The following is a 20116-nucleotide window of genomic DNA, read 5'->3' as shown; positions in this document are numbered from 1 at the left end:
CTTAATGAAACCCATCAGCTTTGGCGATTTTTCGTACCTCTACGGTATTGTCTTCTCCCTGTAATATCGGGCAGCCCTTTGCAAATTCAACGGCTTCTTCCACAGACTCTGCCTTTACAATTACATACCCACCCAGTGTTTCTTTGAGATCACCAAAAGGACCGTTGGTTACCATACCCTTATGATTAACCACCCTGCTTTCATCAAATGATAAACCATTGCCCTGATTAACTAACTTATTTTGGGCTGCTATTCCACCCAGCCAGTCCATGGTTTGTTTCATCCAGATTTGCATTTGCTCAGGTGACGCGATTTTGCTGCCGTCTTCATGTCTGAAAATTAAAATGAATTCTTTCATCTTGATTAATTTTTAATGAATATTTGATTTATATCTCCATGACAAACGAGGTTTTCGAAATTGGACATCGAAAGTCAATTATTATACTATCCGTGAAATATAAAAAGTAGTCCCTTCTCCTATTTTACTGGTTGCCCAGATTTTTACCCCCATCATCAATGCCATTTCATAAGATATACTCAATGCCAGGCCTGCTCCTTTATCTTTTGTGTTTTCCCAGTCGCTGGACTTAGCTTGAAAAAGCTGGTCTGCCTTTTCCTGACTCATACCCGGGCCCTGATCTTTAATGGCAATTACAACGCCCTGAGCTGCTAAATTTGGGTAGGTAGAAATGTGGATACTGCCTTTTGCAGGAGAATATTTAGTTGCGTTGTTCAGTATATTCCGGATGATGAAAAGCAGCATCTGCCGGTGCGCTAATATTTCAATATCTTCTGCTATATCAATAACCAGTTCTATGTCTTTTTTTGCCTGGGCTATTCTAAAAAATGCATTTGCTTCGGGAATTAAGTCTCTAAGGATAAGTTTTGAAGGTTCATACTTAAAACCGTTTTTCTGTGATTTGATCCATTCGAGCAGGCCATCCATAAATGAAAGACTTTTTTGGGAAGTTTCACTAAGTTCTTCCATAACCTCCATTTTTTCGCGTTCAGTTAGCAGATCAATATCTGTATTGAAGATACTTGAAAGCATAACGATGTTATTGAATGGCTGCCTGATATCGTGCGCAATCACAGAAATTAGTATGGTGTTGAAATGGTTAGTTTGCTGTAATTCAGTGTTTTGTTTTAATGCAATTTCGTGTAATTCATGCTGTGCTTCTCCATACTGCTTTTTAATTCTTAATGAACGATAAATAAAAAACAAAAGTGCCATGCTCAATGCAAATAAACCGCCTAGTAAAACAATTGTTTTTAGATTTGAATGCTCTTTAATTTAGCTCTTCGTTTTCATTTTCATTCAGTGTAAAGTTCATATAGTTATAGCCAGACTTATTTGTCGCTTTACTGATCGTATCACGTTTAGCGAGGAAAAGAGACAGATAGTAATAGGCATTGTCCATCTGGCCATTTGCCTTGTAAAAATCATATAACTTCTCTGCAAAAACCAGGTAAAGTTCAGGATAACCATATTTCCGGGAGGTATCCAATCCTTTTTTATAGTAGTTAATACCTCTTTCAATATCTCCGAAATCAAGAAATGTTTCTCCGAGCCCTTCATAGAATTCCACTTTTGAGTTTTGCAGGCCTAAGCTATCTGCTTTAAGCAATGTCTTTATTTGTATAGCTATCCCCCGCTGTTTTTCTCCAGCATTGTAAAGCTCCAGCCCGCGCATGTTTTCATAGAATAAAAGCAACCTTTCATCTTTGTATTTTTCTGCGATTGCTTTGCCCTGAACAAATAAATCTTTAGATCTGGTCTTACTGATGCGTTTGGTCAATATACAACAGGTTGCTGATAATGAGCGAGCGAATGGAGTCATGCTCCAGAGATTTACTCTTTTCGTATGCCATATAGATATACTTGAGCGCTTCCTTTTCCTCTTTATCGACAGCCATCAACAGACCGATATTCATCAGCACCTGGCAAACATTCTCCTGATCACCTATCGATTTATAGATCCGGAGCGCATCATTGAAATATTTTGCTGACAGATAGTTATTAACTGAAACATGAGCTATACCTTCACAATTTGAGGCATCAGCGATGCCCTTATTGTAATTAAGTCTGATCGCTATTTTTTTTGCTTTTGTGGCATAATATAAACATGAATCACGATAATTCATGTGTGATAACATGGCTATCCGATTGAGTGCGTCGATATAATCTGAGCTGTCTTTAATTGACGGCAGACTTGATTCAAGCCTGTTAATTTCGTGGGTTTGAGAAAACCCGTTAATGTAATTCAGTGAAAATAAGGTAGGTAAGGAGGCAAAAGAAAATAAAACGTTTAGACATAAGGCAGACAGAGGGTTGCTGTATTAAAACCCCAATGTCCACGGACAAATCAAATATCCGGCCATGTTTAGTATAAGTATACAGAGAGATGGATATTAATGGTTTGCTTTAATATTTCTTGCGGCAAGTTCAACGGTTTGTACCATTCTTTTCTCTCTCGTCTCTGCTTTTTTTGCTTTGACTATCCATTCAAGAATTATCCGTTTCGAAGAAGGTGAAAAAGACTGAAAGTTATTAAACGCTATTTCGTTTTGATCAAAAAGCTTTTGCATGTCATCGGGTATAATGTTATTCTGGACATCAGCTAAAAGTTCCCATGTTCCGCTGCTTTTTGCTAAATCTATAAATACCTGGCCTGCTTCAGTCATTAACCCTTGCTGAATCAAAACGGCTACCCTATCCCGGTTGATTTTACTCCAGTTACTCTTTGGATTCCGCTGTTTAAAAAACAAATAGCTGCTTTGTTCATCCCGTTTGTTTCGCTTTGCCATCAATCCAGCCAAAACAAAGCGCTTCTTCAATTGCTTCACTATAATAAACACTTGGGGTTGTGTTTTTTTTTTTATGATAAATGATTAAACATACTGATTCTTTGTGCTGGCTGTTTTTCTCCAGCCAGTTACGCCAGTCTTTCCTGGTACTGGCGTAAAATGCTGGTATACAATTATTTGTTTCCATTTTTTTGTTGCTTAAGTAGTTGAAAGATAAAAAATATTACAGCACGACTCCTTCCTGAATAGGTATTTTATTCCGTTGAATAAAAGCGTGAAAAACAGGGTTAAAAATGAGCAATTGATTCTCGCAATTTTTATCCACAGACATATTAATGCTATTGAGATGATGATCTTCTTTGAAAGTAAAACGGAATGTCAGGTGCTGTATTTTCACGAAAGCAATATCACTGGCAGGATAGTTTTTGATAATTTTTTTACCTTCTATACTTGTAATCATCAAACGGTCACTGAACAGGCTCAAAAGACCATAATGAGCAAATCTTCGGATAAGTACCCAGGCAATAATTATCCATGGAATAATCAGGACGATCATTAGGGTGATAATAGAGATTTGTGCAAGATTAATCCCTATTAACCCTTCAATCTGATCCTGATATTCAAAACTTAAGATCAGGCTGGCTACAAATCCGATAAATAAGATGACACCGGCAATGAGTGCTTTGCCCATTGGCATTGGAAGTCTCATTCTTATAGTTGCATCTGGTGTTTCCATGAGTTGTCAGGATTGAAGAATTTGTTTAAATATGGTGCTGTACGACTATTTTTTTTGCTTTGGCGATTTTTGCTGGCGGGCCTGATGCGACTGCCATCCCACCATCTTCACCAGCTCCGGGACCAATATCAATCACCCAGTCACTTTTTGCAATGACATGCATGTCATGCTCAACTACAATTACTGTGTTTCCCTGTTCAACAAGTTTATCCAGCTGAGCCATTAATTTTTCTACATCTGATGGATGCAGACCTGTAGTAGGTTCATCCAGGATATACAAGGTGTTGCCATGCTGAACACGCTGTAGTTCTGTAGCGAGCTTGATTCGCTGTGCTTCCCCACCTGAGAGTTCTGTAGCTGGCTGCCCTAATCTTAAGTATCCCAGCCCCACCTGTCTGACTACATCCAGTGCTCTGAATACTTGTGGCTCAGCACTAAAAAAATCACAGGCTGCGTCTACGGTCATGCCTAATACCTCAGCAATATTTTTGTCTTTATATTTAATTTCCAGTGTTTTGCTGTTATAGCGTGTGCCCTGACAAGTTGGACAAGGTGCATATACACTGGGTAAAAACAAGAGCTCTACCATCACAAAACCTTCTCCCTCACAATGCGGGCAACGGCCTTTAACGACATTAAAAGAAAAACGTCCGGCATCATACCGACGGCTTTTAGCCATTTCAGTTGTTGCAAACAACTTTCTTACATGATCAAACAAACCTGTATAAGTTGCCAGGTTAGAACGTGGTGTTCTGCCAATTGGTTTTGATCTACGCGCACCAGCCGCTTAATGGCATCCATACCTTCGGTAATCTTTCCATCTTTGGTGATTACTTTTGCAGTTTCTAAGGTCTCACCTTCATCATCTGAAGAAAGATCTGCTTCCTGGCCGAGGTGAGCAGCGACCAGTTCAACCAGTGCCTGACTAACTAAACTGCTCTTTCCTGAACCTGAAATACCGGTTACACTGGTAAACACCCCTAATGGAAATGAAACCGCTAAGTCATTCAGGTTGTTTCGGGTAACGTTCTCTAAGCGAAGCCATGCTTTAGGAGTTCTCGTTTTTGCGGGTTTTATTTTCTGGTCTCCGAAAATGTAATTCCTGGTCTGGGAATTTTCAATTTCGCTGAGTCCTTCAAGTGGTCCGCTATACAATACATGACCTCCTTTTTCGCCCGCAAAAGGACCTACATCTACAATCCAGTCTGCATGACGGATCACATCAACTTCATGTTCAACAACAAAAAGTGAATTTCCGGAAGCTTTTAATTTGTCCAGTGCCCTGAGCAAGGCTTCTGTATCTGCGGGGTGTAATCCTGCGGAAGGTTCATCCAGCACATAAACTACACCGAAAAGATTTGAACGAACTTGTGTGGCTAACCTTAGTCGCTGCAGCTCTCCTGGTGAAAGTGTGGGTGTACTCCTTTCTAAATTCAGGTAGCCCAGTCCCAGATCGAGCATGACATTGATCCGGGCAATCAGATCCTGAGCAATCCGCTGGCTAACCATAGATTTTTCCGGATGTTCTTTTTCTGCTTTGGTTAATGGGATGTTTTTTTCTTCAGCATAAGGGCTGAAAATATTATTCAGCCTGGATAATGTTACCCTGGACAACTCAGCGATATCCAAACCTGCAAATTTTACGGAAAGAGATTCTTTGCGTAAACGTTTACCATGACATAAAGGACATTCCCCGCTGAGCATATATTTTGATACCCGCTTTTTCATCAGCTGGCTTTGTGTATTGGCAAAAGTATAGAGAACATATTTTCTTGCACCTGTAAAAGTTCCCATATAGCTAGGTTCTGACTTATTCCTGAGCGCTTCTTTAACTTGTTCAGGACTAAAACCGGCATATACAGGGGCAATGGGTTTTTCTTCCGTAAAGAGTATCCAGTCGCGCTGTTTTTGAGGAAGATCACGCCAGGGAATATCTACGTTATAACCTAGTGTAGTGAGTATATCTCTGAAATTCTGACCTAACCAGGCTGTTGGCCAGGCAGCAATTGCACGTTCTCTGATCGTCAGGGAATCGTCCGGAACCATTGATTTTTCGGTTACCTCATATACCCTGCCTAATCCGTGGCATTCCGGGCAGGCACCTTCAGGTGTATTGGAAGAGAATGCTTCTGCATAGATAATGGATTGACCAGCAGGATAATCGCCCGCTCTGGAATACAGCATCCTGATTAAGTTAGACAAAGTAGTTACACTGCCTACTGATGAACGGGTTGTCCCTGATCCGCGTTGCTGCTGTAAGGGCAATAGCGGGTGGCAAACCTTCAATTTCATCGACTTCGGGGATGGCCATCTGGTTAAACAGCCTTCGGGCATAAGGAGATACTGATTCAAGATAGCGTCGTTGCGCTTCTGCGTAGAGCGTGCCAAATGCAAGCGAGGATTTACCTGAACCAGAAACCCCCGTGAACACAACTAATGCATCACGGGGGATTTTCAGGTCTATATTTTTGAGATTATGTTCGCGTGCTCCGCGTATTTGAACGAAGCCTGTAAATGTTTGTTCTTTCTTATTTGTCATTCGATAATTCAGTACAAATTACTTTTAAAGAATAACAGCTGAGGAAGGGAATTGATTTAATTAACTTCCGGACGTGCTGCTTTTTTTTACATCGCTGTTATCAATGCCACGCTGATTCTTTTTAATGGAATCCTTCAATTTTCCAAAGCGCCAGTTCAAACTTACATTAAAAGAACGGTTGTAATTTTGTGAACGGAAATTCTGTGTAAAGTTGGTGCCTTCTGGTGAAGTTCGTATAGTATCTGAATTTAGAAAATGGATTATTCACCCCTGCAGAAAGTGTGAGTTTATCCTTGATGACTTCTTTACTCCCACTAAAGGATGAAAAAACATAGGCACTATTCTGTCCTTGCAGCTGAATCTGTGGCGCGCTATAGTTAACACTCGCATTTGCCTTCCATCCATGTTCAAATTTATACCCTGTATTCAGGTAAGAATAACCAGTTAATCCGCCATTTTTGGTTATCTGGCCATCTATAGATCCCTGGATCCACTTGTAACCTACATTTCCACTCAGAGAAACATTCCATTTCGGACTTATGGGGTAATTAATATTCAGGTTTGCTGTCAGCGTTTTATCTTTTCCTATGTTGAAGAAAGTAGAGCGTGTAATCTGATCTGTTTCGTTGTAAACTGCAACTTGTTGAATAGTATTATTAGCGAAATTATAGCTTAAACCAACGTTTATTGAACCTTTCTTAAATTTACTATAAGTCAGTTCAAAAAGTTATTGCTTAAAACTGCTTTAAGATCAGGGTTACCAGTGGTCAGGAAATTCGGGTTAGAGCGATCAACAAAAGGATTCAGGTTGTCAATTCCTGGTCTTTCGATTCTCTGGGTATAACCAAAATTCAGGCTGCTCATGTCTTTAAATTTACGGTTGACGGATAAAGTCGGGATTAAATTGAAATAATCTGTGTTCACATTTGAACCAGTACTGATAAAATCTGCTTTCACAAATGTTCCTTCAGCACGGATACCTGCTTTAAAGCCCCAGTCTTTTAAGTTGTAGGCATAAGAATTATAAGCTCCAATAATATTCTGATCGTTATTGAAATTATTGGTACGGGTTGGGTCAATTTGAAACTCTCCACTTACCGGATCCAGACTTTCATATTCGAAAACACTTTTATTATTTCTTAATATCCCCTTTAAACCACCTTCAATGGTGATTTTTGCCAATGGATGAATGTAGTCAAGCTGTAAAGTCTGCTCTTTGGTACGGCTACTATTGTTTTTCTGATTATAATCCGGGTCAGTAAAATTATTCCTGTTGATAAAGCTTAACTGATTTTCTATAGGGTTGCCTGAGTTCCCATTTTTATAAGAAAAGGTAAGCAGGCGATCTTTATGACCTTTAAAGCCTAACTGGTAGTTGAGTGTAGCATCAAATCCATTCCATCCAAACCTGTTTTTACCCAATTGGTTATAACCTGTTTCTTTAGCCCCGCCAGATAGATTAAATAATTGTCTCGTGTATGATTTGTTATATCCTCCATAAGGATTTAATTCAACTGTGATTAAATTAAGTGTGTCAATTTCATAACTTAACTCTGCACCACCATAACGGTAGTTGTTATCAAATCTACGATAGCCAGTACTTAATAAGCTGGTTGGCAAATCACCAGTTGTTGTTCTTGTCATTGATGATTCTGTTTCTGGTGAGCTGTAGAAACCTGTTCCGCCGTAACCAGTTACACCAAACTTACCTTGTTTGACCGTGACGAACCGCCGAAACCCGGCCCGCCAACAGGCCCTTGATAACGCAGGTTCAAGCTTCCATTATAGCCATTATCAATCTTTTTTGAAGTGATGATATTGATAATACCTGATAAGCCTTCACTATCATATTTTGCTGGTGGAGTGGTAATGACTTCTATTTTGAGAATTGAAGAGGCTGGCATACTGCGTAATACATCTTTAGGGCTTCTCGCTACCATAGTTGAAGGTTTGCCATTGATCAATATTTTATAATTGCCACTCCCTTTCAGTTTAATATTATCGTCAGCGTCCAGTGATAATAAAGGTACTTTACGCATCATATCCAGCACAGTCAGACCTTTGCTTTCCGGATCTGCTTGTATATCGTAGCTGATCCGGTCAATTTCCTGTTTAATTAAGGGGCGGTCAGCTGTAACTGACACTTCCTTTAAATTATTGGATTGAGAAATCATCAATATATTGCCTAAGTCAGCAGGCCCATCCGCGGGATTGAGGACTACGGGAATGTTTTTAGCATTATAACCGATCGCTATCGCAGTGACGGTATATTGACCTGGGGCCATCTTCTCGAAAATAAAGTTCCCGGCATCATTTACAACTACTGTTTTAATTACTGCATTATCCCTTTTAAGGGCGACAGTCATAAAATCTATAGGCCTGTTCGTAGCGGAATCAATTACCGAACCTTTAATAGTGCCTGTTGCAGATTGTGCAACAGCAGATAAATTGGAAAAAATGGAGAGACAGAATAAGGAAATCAGGGTTACGTAGTTCTTGATCATTTGGCTGGTATGGGTTGGTAATTTGTTGATAAGACGCAGGTATATTTTAAATGTTGCAAGGCTTTTGTAATAAACTTGTTTCCTGATAAATAAAATAAACTAACAGAGAATTTTCAATTAAATTCTATAATAAAATAAGTCTTTAATGATAAATAAATAATAACAAATTAGATATTATTTATTTACTTAATTGTTTAATTAATTTTCATAGTGTAAATTAAACGCAATTATACAGGTGCTTTTAAAGCTGTTTTGCATAGAAAAAAAGAAATTTTATTTACCTTAAAACATCATTTATATGCTGTTTTAACCTGTTTTTGGGATATTATTAAATTTATTAGCAAAATATTGTAAAATAATGCATTATATTGTATCTACATTTTACCTGCACGGCACCCATTTTTTCTGACGAATACAATTACGGGCGTTTCCTCTTCTACAAAAACCAAATATTATCAACCTACCCTATGAACAAAAACATGTCTTTACTGGGCTGTGCATTATGCTGTGCGGTCTTGTTTTCCTGTAAAAAGGATCTCAGTTCCGCTAGCGCAGCGGCAGAACCCACAATTGTTCGTGCCAACGAATCTGTCAGTGTCTGGGTAACAACCTCTGATAAGAGTAAGTTATTACAATCCCAATCAAATGTTACTTTCGCACCTGATGCAGGTACAAATTCAACAACAATAAATGTTGATGAAGGAACCTCCTATCAGGGTATTGATGGCTTTGGCTTCACTTTAACAGGTGCAAGCGCATCCTTAATTAATGGTCTTGGTGCAGGGCAAAAAAGTGCATTACTTCAGGAATTGTTTGCGACTACCGGATCAAACATTGGTATTAGTTATTTAAGAATCTCTATCGGCGCGTCTGATTTAAGTGCTGCACCATTTACCTATAATGAGTTAGCTGCTGGTCAAACGGATAATAATCTGAATAATTTTAGCATCAGCCAGGAAATGACAGATCTGGTCCCTGTATTAAAAAGTATTCTGGCAATTAATCCAAATATTAAGATTCTGGGCTCACCATGGACAGCACCGCGATGGATGAAAACAAACGGAGCTTATGTGAATGGAAGTTTGAAAACGGAATATTATGATGCTTATGCCAGGTATTTAGTTAAATATATTCTGGCTATGCGCGCTCAGGGAATCACTATTGATGCGATAACGCCACAGAACGAGCCTTTAAACCCGTATAATAATCCAAGTATGGTCATGCAGGCTTCAGAGCAGGCCAATTTTATAAAGAACAATCTTGGCCCGCAATTTAGTTCAAACCAGATCAAGACAAAGATCATTGCTTACGATCACAATACAGACCGGACAGATTACCCGCTGGCTGTGTTAAATGATGCTTCAGCAAATGCTTATGTAGATGGATCTGCGTTTCACTTATACAGTGGTAATATAAGTGCATTGACTGATGTTCATAATGCTTATCCGAATAAAAACATTTATTTCACAGAGCAATGGGTTGGCGGCCCGAGTAATTTTGCCGGGGATCTTCAATGGCATGTGAATACACTGATTATAGGAGCTACCAGAAACTGGAGCCGTAATGTATTGGAATGGAACCTTGCTGCTGATCAAAATTATGGACCACATACTCAAGGAGGATGTAGTACTTGTGAAGGTGCTTTAACGGTTAATGGAGGTAATGTTTCCAGAAATGTATCTTATTATATCATTGCACATGCGTCAAAATTTGTAAGACCACCAGTGCCGTGAGAATAGCTTCCAATATTTCAGGCAGTATTCAAAACGTTGCTTTCAAAAATTCGGATGGCACTAAAGTTCTGGTTGCTTCAAATGGTGGTTCTTCCAGTAGTACTTTTAAAGTGAAATGGGGCAATCAATCGTTCGCTTATACACTTCCTGCTGGTGCCGTAGCTACATTTAAATGGTCGGGTTCTACAACTGGAAATCCAAATACTGCTCCGATCGGACAAGTAGTGAGTTTAAAAGGGATCAATAATCAGTATGTAAGCAGCGAAAATGGAATAAAAGCGATGTGGTGCAACAGAGCAACCCCGGGTGACTGGGAAAAATTCACGATCGTAGATGCTGGTGGTGGTAAAATCGCCCTGATGGCTATGAATAAATATGTCTCTTCAGAAAACGGTGCCAGTGCAATTACTTGCAGCAGAACCACGATCAGTGACTGGGAGAAATTTGACTGGGTTGTCAATGCGGATGGAAAGATTTCTTTTCGTGGCAATAACGGTCTTTATATCTCTTCAGAAAATGGTACAAATGAAATGACTTGTACCAGAGCAGCCATCTCCGGATGGGAAGCTTTCAGTTTAAATTAACCAAATCTTAATACCTAACCCAATCACCTATGAAAACAATTAATCTAATGATCTGCCTGCTAGCGGGCACACAGCTTTTAATTTCCTGCAAAAAGGATGTTAACAATTCGGCTGCAAACGATTCTGCGAATACTGCCCCTCGCGCAGTAAATTATGAGCTTGTCTGGTCTGATGAGTTCGATGGAAATGCTGTAAATACGTCAAACTGGGGTTTTGAAACCGGAGGCGGTGGCTGGGGAAACAACGAGAAGCAATTCTATCAGGCCGAGAATGCTAGTGTAAGTGGTGGAAATCTGGTCATCACGGCAAAGAAACAGAGTGTTGGAGGTCTGCCTTATACTTCTGCAAGAATGATCACCAGAGGCAAAAGAGAATTTACTTATGGCAGGTTCGAAGCAAGGATTAAATTTGCTCAGGGACAAGGACAGTGGCCTGCCTTTTGGATGCTTGGTGCAAATATCGGTACTGCCGGATGGCCTAAATGCGGAGAGATTGACATTATGGAGAATGTGAATACTTCTAATGATGTTTTGGGAACTATGCACTGGTTTGATCAGGCTTATGCCTATTATGGAGGTCATACAACCACCAGCCCTACAAATTATCACGTTTACCGTGTAGACTGGACGCCGACTGCAATTACCTGGTACGTAGATAATGTACAGTATCATGTAGGTAACATTACGAACAGTATCAATGGTACTGATGAGTTTCATCGTCCATTCTTCTTATTGCTGAACCTTGCGGTTGGTGGAAATCTTCCCGGACAGACCATCGATGAGGGTAGATTACCAGCAAAAATGTATGTTGATTATGTAAGAGCTTACAAAATTACAGGCTCATAAATATTAATGAATAGCTTTATATATAAATCTTAGAATGAATTTAAAAATCTGTCTGTTTCTTTATCCTGTTTTTTGTCGCGTTTTCTGTAAGATCGCAGTCAAACGCTGTGTATTCAAATACATCAAATGAATACAAAAATAATAATGTGGAGATAGAAGCTTATGCCGATTATCGTTCTGAAGATTTTCACTGGTCTATTGCGGGCAACAGCATGGGGCAGAATCCGAATGTATTGTCTGAGGTAAAGTGGGAAAATATAAAAGGCGCAGGTATGGGACTGGATATTCGTTTGAATATCTGGTCTCCTATCTTTTTCAAAGGAAGTTATCACCGTACTTTTATCAAAAACGGTACTGTAAATGATACTGATTATTCAAAGGACAATCGTACCGAGCCAAATTACCTTGCTGATTTAAATGCTAATGAAGGTTTTATGTATACTTATAGGTTAGCCGCAGGTTATGAATTTAAAATTAGTCAGACTTTTTTAATCGGCCCTTATGCTGGTTATGTCAAAAATTCACAACAAATGCATCTGAAAGACTTTAATGAAGACACTGATTTCTGCTATAAAAAAATTAAACAGTGTCTACCAGGCGAACTGGACTGGCCCGATGATTGGCGTTGAAGCCAATATTATATTGACAAATCAACTTTCAATTAAGGGTATAATCGATTATCAGCAAATGAAATATAAGGCAGTTGCCGATTGGAACCTGATTGATGCATTTGCGCATCCGGTTAGCTTCAAACATACGGCTAATGGCTATGGGACTGAAGGTTTAATCAAAGTGAATTACCGCTTCACTCCTGTTGTATCTGCTTTTATCAGGGCAAACTATTACTACGCTAATACCGGAAAAGGAACGGATGACCTTTTTCTTGCGGACGGCAGGCAATTACAATCACAATTTAATGAAGCTGTCAGACGTGGAGGTCAATTAGGTATAGGTATAAGTTTAAGTCTTTAAAAACAACAAAATATATTTAATTTAGAGATATAAATCTTTAAAACTATTATTATGCCCTCTTCTTTGCGACACCTCTATGGTAATATTGATATCTATCTTTTTGACCAGTTATTGAAAGGCCGTTATGAAGATTGCCGAAAAGTAATAGATGTTGGCTGTGGCGGAGGCCGTAACCTTGTCTATTTCCTGAATAATGGTTTTGAGGTTTATGGGATCGATCCAAGTACAGCGGCAATAAATACAGTTAAAGCTTTGTCCGAAAGCCTTGCTCCTGATAATCCTTTAATGAATTTCAGGATTTCAAGTGCAGAAGATATGCCTTTTGGTGAAGAATATTTTGATCTCGTTATTTGTAGTGCTGTTCTTCATTTTGCCCGGAATGAGATACATTTCAGAGAAATGCTGATAGCCATGTGGAAAGTGATTAAGCCAGGTGGTTATTTTTTCGCCAGGTTAGCTTCTGATATTGGCATAGAAAGATTTATTGAGCATTTAGACAACGGCCGATATCTATTGCCAGATGGTACAGAGCGCTTTCTGGTTAATGAACAGGTTCTACTGGATTATACTGAAGAGCTCAATGGGTATTTATATGAACCAATCAAAACCACAAATGTTCAGAACCTGCGTTGCATGACCACCTGGTGTCTGCAAAAGTTGTAAAACAAAAAACCCTGCTGCAATATGCAACAGGGTTTTTTAGCATAGGATTTAATCTATTTTACATCACCTTTAACTTTGTTGATTGTACGTTGACCAGGTAAATAGATCTGGAAACCAAATGACAGGCTCAGATTGTTCTGGTATCCTGTATTTCCAAAACCGGCTACTCCATTGTATTTTAACAACGTTTCTAAACCAATGTTAGGTGTAATAAAATAAGCAAAACCAGGACCGAAACTGAATGCTAAACCATTCGTGTTACCGCCACCTTTACTTGTATTTGTACCACCAAAACCTAGTGTAGCTTCACCAAATAAACGACCATGTTTAAGGAGCTCAGTATCTTTACCCGTGTAATAACGACCTAATGCACCCAAGCCATAATTTGTTGTAGTTGCCTGATCTTTAGCAGTTTTAAGTCCTATGTTGTTGGCAAAACCCCCTAAAGCAATGTTATCCTCGATAAACCAGGCTGCTTTCGGAGTGATATCAAGACTAAAAACTTTTGAACCGCTCAGACCCAGATTTAAATCAGCAAAATTACCACCAACTAATACATTGCCTTTTTGAATTTGTGCACTTGCAGATAAGCCAACTCCCATAATCGCAGTTAGCAGGCATAGAGTAAATTTTTTCATAAGATATTTGTTTTTAAATGTTAAAAAATCTCAGGCTATTCTTGCCTGAATACCCTAAAAACCCAATGATTGACTAAATGTTTTAATTTTTTTGATTTTTTTTTTTAAACAATTGTTTATAAATCTGCAACTCAGTCTGATGTGAATTTTATCTCGAAATAACTATGGGTTTAATTAAAATCTTATTTTTTACTGTAAATTAACCAAAAATAGCTTTTGTATGCAGTAATTAAGCCATTAGGTTTTGTGAGTAATGTATTGAATTACAATATTTATACTAAAATTATTATAGATTGCAAATTTGAATGATCTATTTTCTTCTTTTGTCCAATTATTAGCCTGAAATTCTCATAGGTAGTTTATCATAAGAAATGTTTTAGCCTTTGCTAATATGATTTGTCATCATATCTCATTTTTAATGAGCTAAACTTGTTCATAACCTTGGAAATAAGTGGAGAAATCTATTTCTAAATAGTTTAATTTATATTTATTTTTCCCTAACTTGATACTGATTACTAACTACTTATCCTATGAAGTTTTTCAAGCTTTCTAACACCGCCAAAGGCAAAACAGGGAAGATTGTTGCTGTAACTTACAGTCTGAAAAAGTCTGTAAACGTTAGCTTCCTTGACAATGGGTTCAATATAGGTTACACCAATATTGATCTTAAGCAGGACCAGGATGCTAACCCTGATAATTTCTCTACCAAAGGCTTGCAAAAATATCTGTGCCTTCAGGAAGATGGCGGTTTGCAGATCACTTTATATGCGGGTGGAATGTCCGGCGATTTCTGGACTTTAGATATTCAGGTAGATGGCGTTCCGTTAGCTGCTAATACGATCAAGGTATATACAGATACTAAAGGTAACCTTGATTATAATAAACTAACTAAATAGGATTATCATAAAACACTCCAGAATTATATGAAAAAGACCTGCCTCATATTCCTGTTCAGTGCTTTCCTGTTAACCGGGACTCATGCACAAATCGTTGCTGAAGATGCAAAAGGAGAATCTTCCATTATAACTAAAAATTCAAATCTTTCATTTAATCTAAGTGAAGCTGCATTATCAGCTTCATGGAATAATTTCAAAAAGCTGGCTATTGAAAAACCATTGCAGGTGGTTTGGGGCGTGTCTGCAAGCGGAAACAACAGAGCGGGCCTGTCTGATCTATTTAATGGCGGCAAACTGACGCCACAGTCCAAAGTCGGGCTTTTTATTGGATTTAGAAAAAGCTATCAGACAACTGTTCTTGAATTACTAAAGCGAATTAAAGAAATCGAGCAGGCAAACCCGGATAAAAATGAAACTGCCATTAATGCAATAAAAGAATTAAACAGGCAGATTGAAAATAACCGGAATACAAGACACACACAATCTTTAACCACTTATATCAATGCTGGTCTGAATGCGGATAATTTTAAGCTCTATAAAGATGATAATGCCTCTTCCCTATCCAAACGGTTTGAAAAAGTTAATTTTCGTGGTGGTTTTGTAGATCTGGGGTTGAATTATGAATATGCACCACGTTGGATATTTGGTGTTTCATTAGGTTATGAACGTTATAATAACCTGGATTCTTTAGGCTTTACCAATTACACTTTGACCAATACGACTACGGTCAATAATTCGCAACTGGCAACGGAATCTAAAATCGGTGCTTATCAGGGTTCATATATGGCTTACAACAGGTTAAATATCAAAACTGATGCTTTATACTTTGGCCGGGTCAGTGAAGATTACCGTCTGGTCTGGAATACATTATACACCCGGATAATTCTACCCTTACAAGAAAAACAGATTAACAAGGTCTTTCAGGCAGGAACAGCAATCAACTTTTACAAAAGTGAGGGCAAATTTGCAGGAGGACTTTACTTACAGTCTAATGATGTTTTTAATAGCCTTCATAGTACTGATCGTTTCCATGAGCGGCTTGCTTTTGGCATTGCGGCCAAGTATACGTTCAGCTCTATTATGTCCAGAGATTTCGCTAAATAAAATTGTTCAGTATTGATTTAATCAACAGATATTATGCAAGACCTTCATTCATCAGGTATTCCAGGAGATTTTTTCACAGCGGCCTTATTGACGCAAACTAATGAAAATGATATTTCGAGATATTTTATCGCTCTGTTAAATGGTTTTCTTATTTATGCGACTGCAACCGGTACAAACCAGGTATTTGGTCCAAAACCTGATAATAATACACATACGGCAAGTTTCCGGCAAGCTATTAAACAGAATAGACGTTTCAATACCACCTGGTGGTAATATTATTCTCCTAACCCATCTTTTAAATCTCCTCCTCATGAAACCATCATGTGCAACAGAACATAAACTGAAATGAACAAGAACCTAATAGCACATGATAGCTTCATCACCATTAAACCACGTAGTGCTCTTGAGAACCATTGAAAACTTAAACACTACGAAAAAAAACAATAATATACAGATGAAAAAGAACAAAACTACTTCGAAAAACTACATTTTGCTCCCCGTATTCCGCACAAATATGAGTAAACAGGACAGTCCTAATGTAGCCAGGTTCCTCACTATGCTGAGTAATTCAGTTGAGCATGCTTCTACTGTAAGTCTTGCCAGCAGGGATATGCATCAAAAGGCAAGTGATGATATTCCAGTTGTCGTACTGGATTCTATTGAAACACAAGGTGCGAAACTCATCCGGATTGATGCTGATGAACTGGCTAATTTCCGCTTCTCCTATCCAGGTTTAAGGATCATCAAGGAGAAATTTTACAGACCTGCTGTATGTTCGCCACAAAGGATAAAAATTGCAGGTTGAGCAGGCTGAAATAAAGACTGCGGTTACCGTAAACATAACAGACCCTAAGGGAAAAGCACTGGCGGATATTACAGTGGTTATTTTTACCAATTTTGCCGCTAGTAAAGGTGCATCCGGAGTTACGGACAGTAAAGGGGTAATTGCTTTAAATCTGGATCTTACTACTGCCGAGCGCATTTACATTTATGCCAGCCATAGTTACTGGGGTTATTTTAAGAAGGATGTTCAGTTGACCGCTACTTTGGATATACAACTGGAGCCAATAGCGCTTAATTTTAAAGATAGCCTGAGATATTTTTATGATACTGCCAAATTTCCTAAAATAACACAGAAAGTACGTGTTGGGATTATTGACACAGGTGTTGGGCCACACCATGATCTCAAGGTTGCCGGTGGTAAAAACCTGGTTAGAGGTGAAAATGAAACCGATTACCAGGACAATGGTGAAGGTCATGGAACTCATGTTGGTGGCATTATAGGTGCTTACGGTGAGTTGAATGGCGTGGCGGCTGGTGTAGAGATTATGAGTTACCGTGTTTTTCCAAAAGATAGTGGGGCTTCAAATTTTGATATTATGAAAGCTATCAATGAAGCCATAGTGGATAAATGTGATCTGATCAATATGAGTCTTGGAGAATCGCAGGTCGACGAAGGGATTACCAGTTATATTAAAGAGGCTTATAATGCGGGGATTGTTTGTTTTGCAGCGAATGGCAATGATAACAGGAGTCCTGTTAGCTTTCCTGCGAATGATAGTCTGGCTATAGCTGTTTCGGCAATGGGCAGACTAAATACTTTCCCGCCAGACAGCGTGGAGAGTGGTTCTGTTCAGGAACCTTATGGTACTGACAAGGAAGATTTTATAGCTGATTTTTTAATATTGGCCCCGAAACAGATTTAACTGCTCCCGGCGTGGGCATTATATCAACCTATCCCAACGATCTTTATGCAGTGATGGATGGAACCAGTATGGCTTGTCCGGCAGCGGCAGGTATGGCTGCAAGAATATTGGCCGGGAATCCTGACATTCTTAATTTACCAAGAAATCAGACAAGAGCTGATGAGATGGTTAAATATCTTTCTGTAAATATAAAGTCTATGGGTTTCGGAAATCTATATGAGGGCAAGGGCATGTTACAGCCACCAGTTTCAAAATAAATAAAAGAGGATCATATAATTGCTGATATGATCCTCTTTTATTTACTCTATTGACAAAATTCGTCAGTTCTTCTGATAAAATTACCAAGTTCAAGGGCCAGTCCCTGGGTAAGCATTGTCGTACCGCTCCAAAGTAATTTTTTTTGTTTAGTTTCCTTAAGAAGGCACCCAACTAATTTTCCGTTCGTAAAAACCTGGTAAAGTGGAACAACTGCCGTTGCGCAGTTAATCGTCAACGTCACTTTCGTTTCATTAACATTAGCTATATAGGTATATTTTTGCATGATACTAAAGTATTTGTTAGTATTCACTACATCAATAGGTATAAATAAATAACGGTTTTCTTTGCGTATTTATTCATCATTACGGTGAAAATACGTGCCAGGCAATTACACCATAAAATATTGGTTTTAAATTTAACCAATATTTTGATTAAATTTAACAAAAGCTTTATAGGAGCTCAGAAACTCTGTAGTAGAAAAAAAGACATGTTATACCTCAAAGATGAACTTCATTCTAAAGTATCAAGGGACTGACGAGCCAGACCTTGAAAAGGTATGCGCAATTCTGGACACTTATCATGTTCAGATACTGGATAATAGTCTGTGGCCTGAAACTGCACTGGTAAATCTGGAAGTATCAGTGTTAGGTAATTTGCAAGATGCCCTGGACGAATGGCACATTTATCCGGAACAAGAATATAAGGTGCCCTCCCCCCGAAAAACAATAAAAAAATCCCGCTAATAAAATTCTGTTTAAAGATTAGGTATAATTGGAAATTAAGGTGCAATTGTTACAAAAATATTTTTTAAGATAGTTAGTTAATTGCATATATTTAAGCATCTATCTTTTGAAAATGAAAACTATTAAAATTCTAAAGCTCTTACTTACTTTCCATCTCAGCGTTCTGATCACCACAGTTTTACTATTTTTAATCGGAATGGTAGCCTATCAGTTAATGGGCGTAGAATTCCTGCCGGTAATTATCTGGTTTAAAGTTATCACCTTAGGCATAGTCGGTTATTATATCAGTAATTATAAAAAGAAAGAATTTTACCACTTTCAGAATTTAGGGTTGTCAAAAAACTTCTTATGGATATGCACTTTTAGCTTTGATTTAAGCCTGTTTGTTGCATTGTTAGTTTTGATGAAAAGCTAAAAATGCAATGAACGGATCGATCACAGCATTTTTAGTCTTATTGTTAAATAAATTCAGCTTTTAATTAAGAGAGGTTATTGTTCCTGCTCTTTTTCTTCAATATGTTCGTGTATCTTATGTTGCTTTGGAAAATTAAACAGCAACGAAGAGGCAATTGGAACGATAAAAATCGCTACCGTAAGATAGAGACGAAAGACGAAAAGATCAGTCTTCTCTCCTTCTATCGCATGAGATATTGGTGATTCAGGATAGAAATGAGTAACTAAAGATGAGGTAAGTTTAAGTCCTAAAACCCCAATTACTGTAAATGCAGCGGTTTCCAGGAAGGTGAATTTTTCCATAAGCCTGACAAATGCCTGAGCTACAAAACGCATAGCGAGTATACCAATAAAAACGCCAATATAAATCAGATAGATATGATCAGTAAAAGCTACTGCAGCGAAGACATTGTCTATTGAAAAGGCCAAGTCCATAATTTCTACCAATGCTACAGTCGCCCAGAATGGACCAATTAAACCAACGGTAGATCTATAGAACCGGCTTTTGGTCTTATCAACTTCTTCTTCCTTATGCGGATTGTTTTTTGCACGTTTCTTTCTGAAATAATCAAAGGCAAGGTATAATAAATACAATCCACCAAGAGGTTTAAGCCACCATATTGTCACTAACCAGGCTGCAAGAAATAACAGATTCCACGAAATACCACGAAATACGTAAGCTCCGATAATACCATATTTTAATGCTCTTTTGCGCTGATCTTTTGGTAAATCCATTACCATCGTAGCTAACACGGCAGCATTATCTACAGAGAGCAGACTTTCTATTACAATTAAGTTTAAAATAATCAGTAATCCAGCCTTGATATCGTCGCCAAGAATCGTGTGTAAAAAATCCATTTATGTTGTTTTTCTTTTAGATGTATGATTGAATCTCAAAAATAGTTATCTAAATCCATTATTGGTTAATCAATAT

The 20116-nt window shown here is 38.3% G+C and carries 30 protein-coding genes; 14 read left to right on the top strand and 16 right to left on the bottom strand.

Annotated features, from left to right (window positions below; translation table 11 throughout):
- Nucleotide 1: 1 nt before the first annotated feature.
- The 13 genes from ACWYN3_RS08790 to ACWYN3_RS08730 all read right to left on the bottom strand — a co-directional run bounded on the left by ACWYN3_RS08790 (nucleotide 2) and on the right by ACWYN3_RS08730 (nucleotide 8587).
- A complete protein-coding gene (locus tag ACWYN3_RS08790) occupies nucleotides 2–358 on the bottom strand; it encodes a YciI family protein (RefSeq protein ID WP_456220814.1) in 357 nt (118 codons plus the stop codon).
- 81 nt (nucleotides 359–439) lie between these two features.
- Nucleotides 440–1234, bottom strand: a complete 795-nt coding sequence (locus tag ACWYN3_RS08785; RefSeq protein ID WP_456220813.1) for a sensor histidine kinase — start codon at nucleotides 1232–1234, stop codon at nucleotides 440–442.
- A gap of 55 nt (nucleotides 1235–1289) precedes the next feature.
- Nucleotides 1290–1799, bottom strand: a complete 510-nt coding sequence (locus ACWYN3_RS08780) for a hypothetical protein (RefSeq protein WP_456220812.1) — start codon at nucleotides 1797–1799, stop codon at nucleotides 1290–1292.
- Nucleotides 1780–2145, bottom strand: a complete 366-nt coding sequence (locus ACWYN3_RS08775) for a hypothetical protein (protein ID WP_456220811.1) — start codon at nucleotides 2143–2145, stop codon at nucleotides 1780–1782. Before ACWYN3_RS08775 ends, ACWYN3_RS08780 begins: the two co-directional genes overlap by 20 nt.
- A gap of 267 nt (nucleotides 2146–2412) precedes the next feature.
- On the bottom strand, nucleotides 2413–2808 hold the full coding sequence (locus ACWYN3_RS08770) for a YdeI/OmpD-associated family protein (RefSeq protein WP_456220810.1): 396 nt from the start codon (nucleotides 2806–2808) through the stop codon (nucleotides 2413–2415).
- Entirely contained in the window at nucleotides 2783–2995 is a 213-nt protein-coding gene (locus ACWYN3_RS08765; protein WP_456220809.1) for a YdeI/OmpD-associated family protein, read from the bottom strand. The genes ACWYN3_RS08770 and ACWYN3_RS08765 overlap by 26 nt, the downstream gene beginning before the upstream one ends.
- A 36-nt stretch (nucleotides 2996–3031) precedes the next feature.
- Entirely contained in the window at nucleotides 3032–3544 is a 513-nt protein-coding gene (locus ACWYN3_RS08760) for a hypothetical protein (RefSeq protein WP_456220808.1), read from the bottom strand.
- 25 nt (nucleotides 3545–3569) lie between these two features.
- Nucleotides 3570–4262 (bottom strand): ethanolamine utilization protein, encoded by a 693-nt coding sequence (locus ACWYN3_RS08755; protein ID WP_456220807.1) that lies wholly within the window; start codon nucleotides 4260–4262, stop codon nucleotides 3570–3572.
- A complete protein-coding gene (locus ACWYN3_RS08750) occupies nucleotides 4247–5746 on the bottom strand; it encodes a hypothetical protein (protein WP_456220806.1) in 1500 nt (499 codons plus the stop codon). The genes ACWYN3_RS08755 and ACWYN3_RS08750 overlap by 16 nt, the downstream gene beginning before the upstream one ends.
- A complete protein-coding gene (locus tag ACWYN3_RS08745) occupies nucleotides 5739–6083 on the bottom strand; it encodes a hypothetical protein (protein WP_456220805.1) in 345 nt (114 codons plus the stop codon). Before ACWYN3_RS08745 ends, ACWYN3_RS08750 begins: the two co-directional genes overlap by 8 nt.
- Before the next feature lie 166 nt (nucleotides 6084–6249).
- Nucleotides 6250–6771 carry an outer membrane beta-barrel protein gene (locus ACWYN3_RS08740; RefSeq protein ID WP_456222933.1) on the bottom strand — a complete coding sequence of 174 codons (522 nt, stop codon included), beginning with the start codon at nucleotides 6769–6771 and terminating at the stop codon, nucleotides 6250–6252.
- Nucleotides 6772–6797: 26 nt separating this feature from the next.
- Nucleotides 6798–7727: an outer membrane beta-barrel family protein gene (locus ACWYN3_RS08735; protein ID WP_456220804.1), complete on the bottom strand. Its 930-nt coding sequence runs from the start codon at nucleotides 7725–7727 to the stop codon at nucleotides 6798–6800.
- Nucleotides 7728–7777: 50 nt separating this feature from the next.
- A complete protein-coding gene (locus ACWYN3_RS08730; protein WP_456220803.1) occupies nucleotides 7778–8587 on the bottom strand; it encodes a carboxypeptidase regulatory-like domain-containing protein in 810 nt (269 codons plus the stop codon).
- 467 nt (nucleotides 8588–9054) lie between these two features.
- Here ACWYN3_RS08730 and ACWYN3_RS08725 point away from each other — a divergent pair, with 467 nt between their 5' ends.
- The 6 genes from ACWYN3_RS08725 (at nucleotide 9055) to ACWYN3_RS08700 (ending at nucleotide 13384) form a co-directional block, all read left to right on the top strand.
- Nucleotides 9055–10320 (top strand): glycoside hydrolase family 30 protein, encoded by a 1266-nt coding sequence (locus tag ACWYN3_RS08725; RefSeq protein WP_456220802.1) that lies wholly within the window; start codon nucleotides 9055–9057, stop codon nucleotides 10318–10320.
- Complete coding sequence (locus ACWYN3_RS08720) at nucleotides 10317–10904, top strand: glycoside hydrolase family 30 beta sandwich domain-containing protein (RefSeq protein ID WP_456220801.1); 588 nt, start codon at nucleotides 10317–10319, stop codon at nucleotides 10902–10904. The genes ACWYN3_RS08725 and ACWYN3_RS08720 overlap by 4 nt, the downstream gene beginning before the upstream one ends.
- A gap of 29 nt (nucleotides 10905–10933) precedes the next feature.
- On the top strand, nucleotides 10934–11749 hold the full coding sequence (locus tag ACWYN3_RS08715) for a glycoside hydrolase family 16 protein (RefSeq protein ID WP_456220800.1): 816 nt from the start codon (nucleotides 10934–10936) through the stop codon (nucleotides 11747–11749).
- Between the two features lie 146 nt (nucleotides 11750–11895).
- On the top strand, nucleotides 11896–12378 hold the full coding sequence (locus ACWYN3_RS08710) for a hypothetical protein (RefSeq protein ID WP_456220799.1): 483 nt from the start codon (nucleotides 11896–11898) through the stop codon (nucleotides 12376–12378).
- Nucleotides 12365–12721 carry a hypothetical protein gene (locus ACWYN3_RS08705; RefSeq protein WP_456220798.1) on the top strand — a complete coding sequence of 119 codons (357 nt, stop codon included), beginning with the start codon at nucleotides 12365–12367 and terminating at the stop codon, nucleotides 12719–12721. Before ACWYN3_RS08710 ends, ACWYN3_RS08705 begins: the two co-directional genes overlap by 14 nt.
- A 51-nt stretch (nucleotides 12722–12772) precedes the next feature.
- Complete coding sequence (locus ACWYN3_RS08700) at nucleotides 12773–13384, top strand: class I SAM-dependent methyltransferase (RefSeq protein WP_456220797.1); 612 nt, start codon at nucleotides 12773–12775, stop codon at nucleotides 13382–13384.
- Nucleotides 13385–13437: 53 nt separating this feature from the next.
- On the opposite strand, the gene ACWYN3_RS08695 is transcribed toward ACWYN3_RS08700, so the two are convergent.
- Entirely contained in the window at nucleotides 13438–14022 is a 585-nt protein-coding gene (locus tag ACWYN3_RS08695) for a hypothetical protein (RefSeq protein WP_456220796.1), read from the bottom strand.
- 530 nt (nucleotides 14023–14552) lie between these two features.
- On the opposite strand from ACWYN3_RS08695, the gene ACWYN3_RS08690 reads away from it, so the two are divergent.
- From ACWYN3_RS08690 to ACWYN3_RS08665, 6 genes are all read left to right on the top strand, one after another.
- Nucleotides 14553–14918, top strand: a complete 366-nt coding sequence (locus tag ACWYN3_RS08690) for a hypothetical protein (protein WP_456220795.1) — start codon at nucleotides 14553–14555, stop codon at nucleotides 14916–14918.
- 27 nt (nucleotides 14919–14945) lie between these two features.
- Nucleotides 14946–16022, top strand: coding sequence for a hypothetical protein (locus ACWYN3_RS08685; protein WP_456220794.1), 1077 nt, complete (start codon nucleotides 14946–14948; stop codon nucleotides 16020–16022).
- A gap of 33 nt (nucleotides 16023–16055) precedes the next feature.
- Nucleotides 16056–16295: a hypothetical protein gene (locus tag ACWYN3_RS08680; RefSeq protein ID WP_456220793.1), complete on the top strand. Its 240-nt coding sequence runs from the start codon at nucleotides 16056–16058 to the stop codon at nucleotides 16293–16295.
- Nucleotides 16296–16476: 181 nt separating this feature from the next.
- Nucleotides 16477–16827, top strand: coding sequence for a hypothetical protein (locus tag ACWYN3_RS08675; protein WP_456220792.1), 351 nt, complete (start codon nucleotides 16477–16479; stop codon nucleotides 16825–16827).
- The gene (locus ACWYN3_RS08670) at nucleotides 16817–17728 is read left to right on the top strand and encodes a S8 family serine peptidase (RefSeq protein WP_456220791.1); all 912 of its coding nucleotides are present in this window, start codon (nucleotides 16817–16819) and stop codon (nucleotides 17726–17728) included. Before ACWYN3_RS08675 ends, ACWYN3_RS08670 begins: the two co-directional genes overlap by 11 nt.
- An 11-nt stretch (nucleotides 17729–17739) precedes the next feature.
- Nucleotides 17740–17985, top strand: a complete 246-nt coding sequence (locus ACWYN3_RS08665) for a S8 family serine peptidase (RefSeq protein WP_456220790.1) — start codon at nucleotides 17740–17742, stop codon at nucleotides 17983–17985.
- A 47-nt stretch (nucleotides 17986–18032) separates the two neighbouring features.
- Here the strand turns inward: ACWYN3_RS08665 and ACWYN3_RS08660 are convergent, their stop codons facing one another.
- Complete coding sequence (locus ACWYN3_RS08660; protein WP_456220789.1) at nucleotides 18033–18296, bottom strand: hypothetical protein; 264 nt, start codon at nucleotides 18294–18296, stop codon at nucleotides 18033–18035.
- A gap of 193 nt (nucleotides 18297–18489) precedes the next feature.
- Here ACWYN3_RS08660 and ACWYN3_RS08655 point away from each other — a divergent pair, with 193 nt between their 5' ends.
- Nucleotides 18490–18729 (top strand): hypothetical protein, encoded by a 240-nt coding sequence (locus ACWYN3_RS08655; protein ID WP_456220788.1) that lies wholly within the window; start codon nucleotides 18490–18492, stop codon nucleotides 18727–18729.
- 112 nt (nucleotides 18730–18841) lie between these two features.
- Nucleotides 18842–19144, top strand: a complete 303-nt coding sequence (locus ACWYN3_RS08650) for a hypothetical protein (protein WP_456220787.1) — start codon at nucleotides 18842–18844, stop codon at nucleotides 19142–19144.
- Nucleotides 19145–19218: 74 nt separating this feature from the next.
- Here ACWYN3_RS08650 and ACWYN3_RS08645 read toward each other — a convergent pair whose 3' ends face one another.
- Nucleotides 19219–20040, bottom strand: a complete 822-nt coding sequence (locus ACWYN3_RS08645; protein ID WP_456220786.1) for a TerC family protein — start codon at nucleotides 20038–20040, stop codon at nucleotides 19219–19221.
- Between the last annotated feature and the right edge of the window lie 76 nt (nucleotides 20041–20116).

Source organism: Pedobacter sp. NJ-S-72 (genome assembly GCF_053890575.1).
This window is presented reverse-complemented; position numbering and strand designations above follow the sequence as displayed.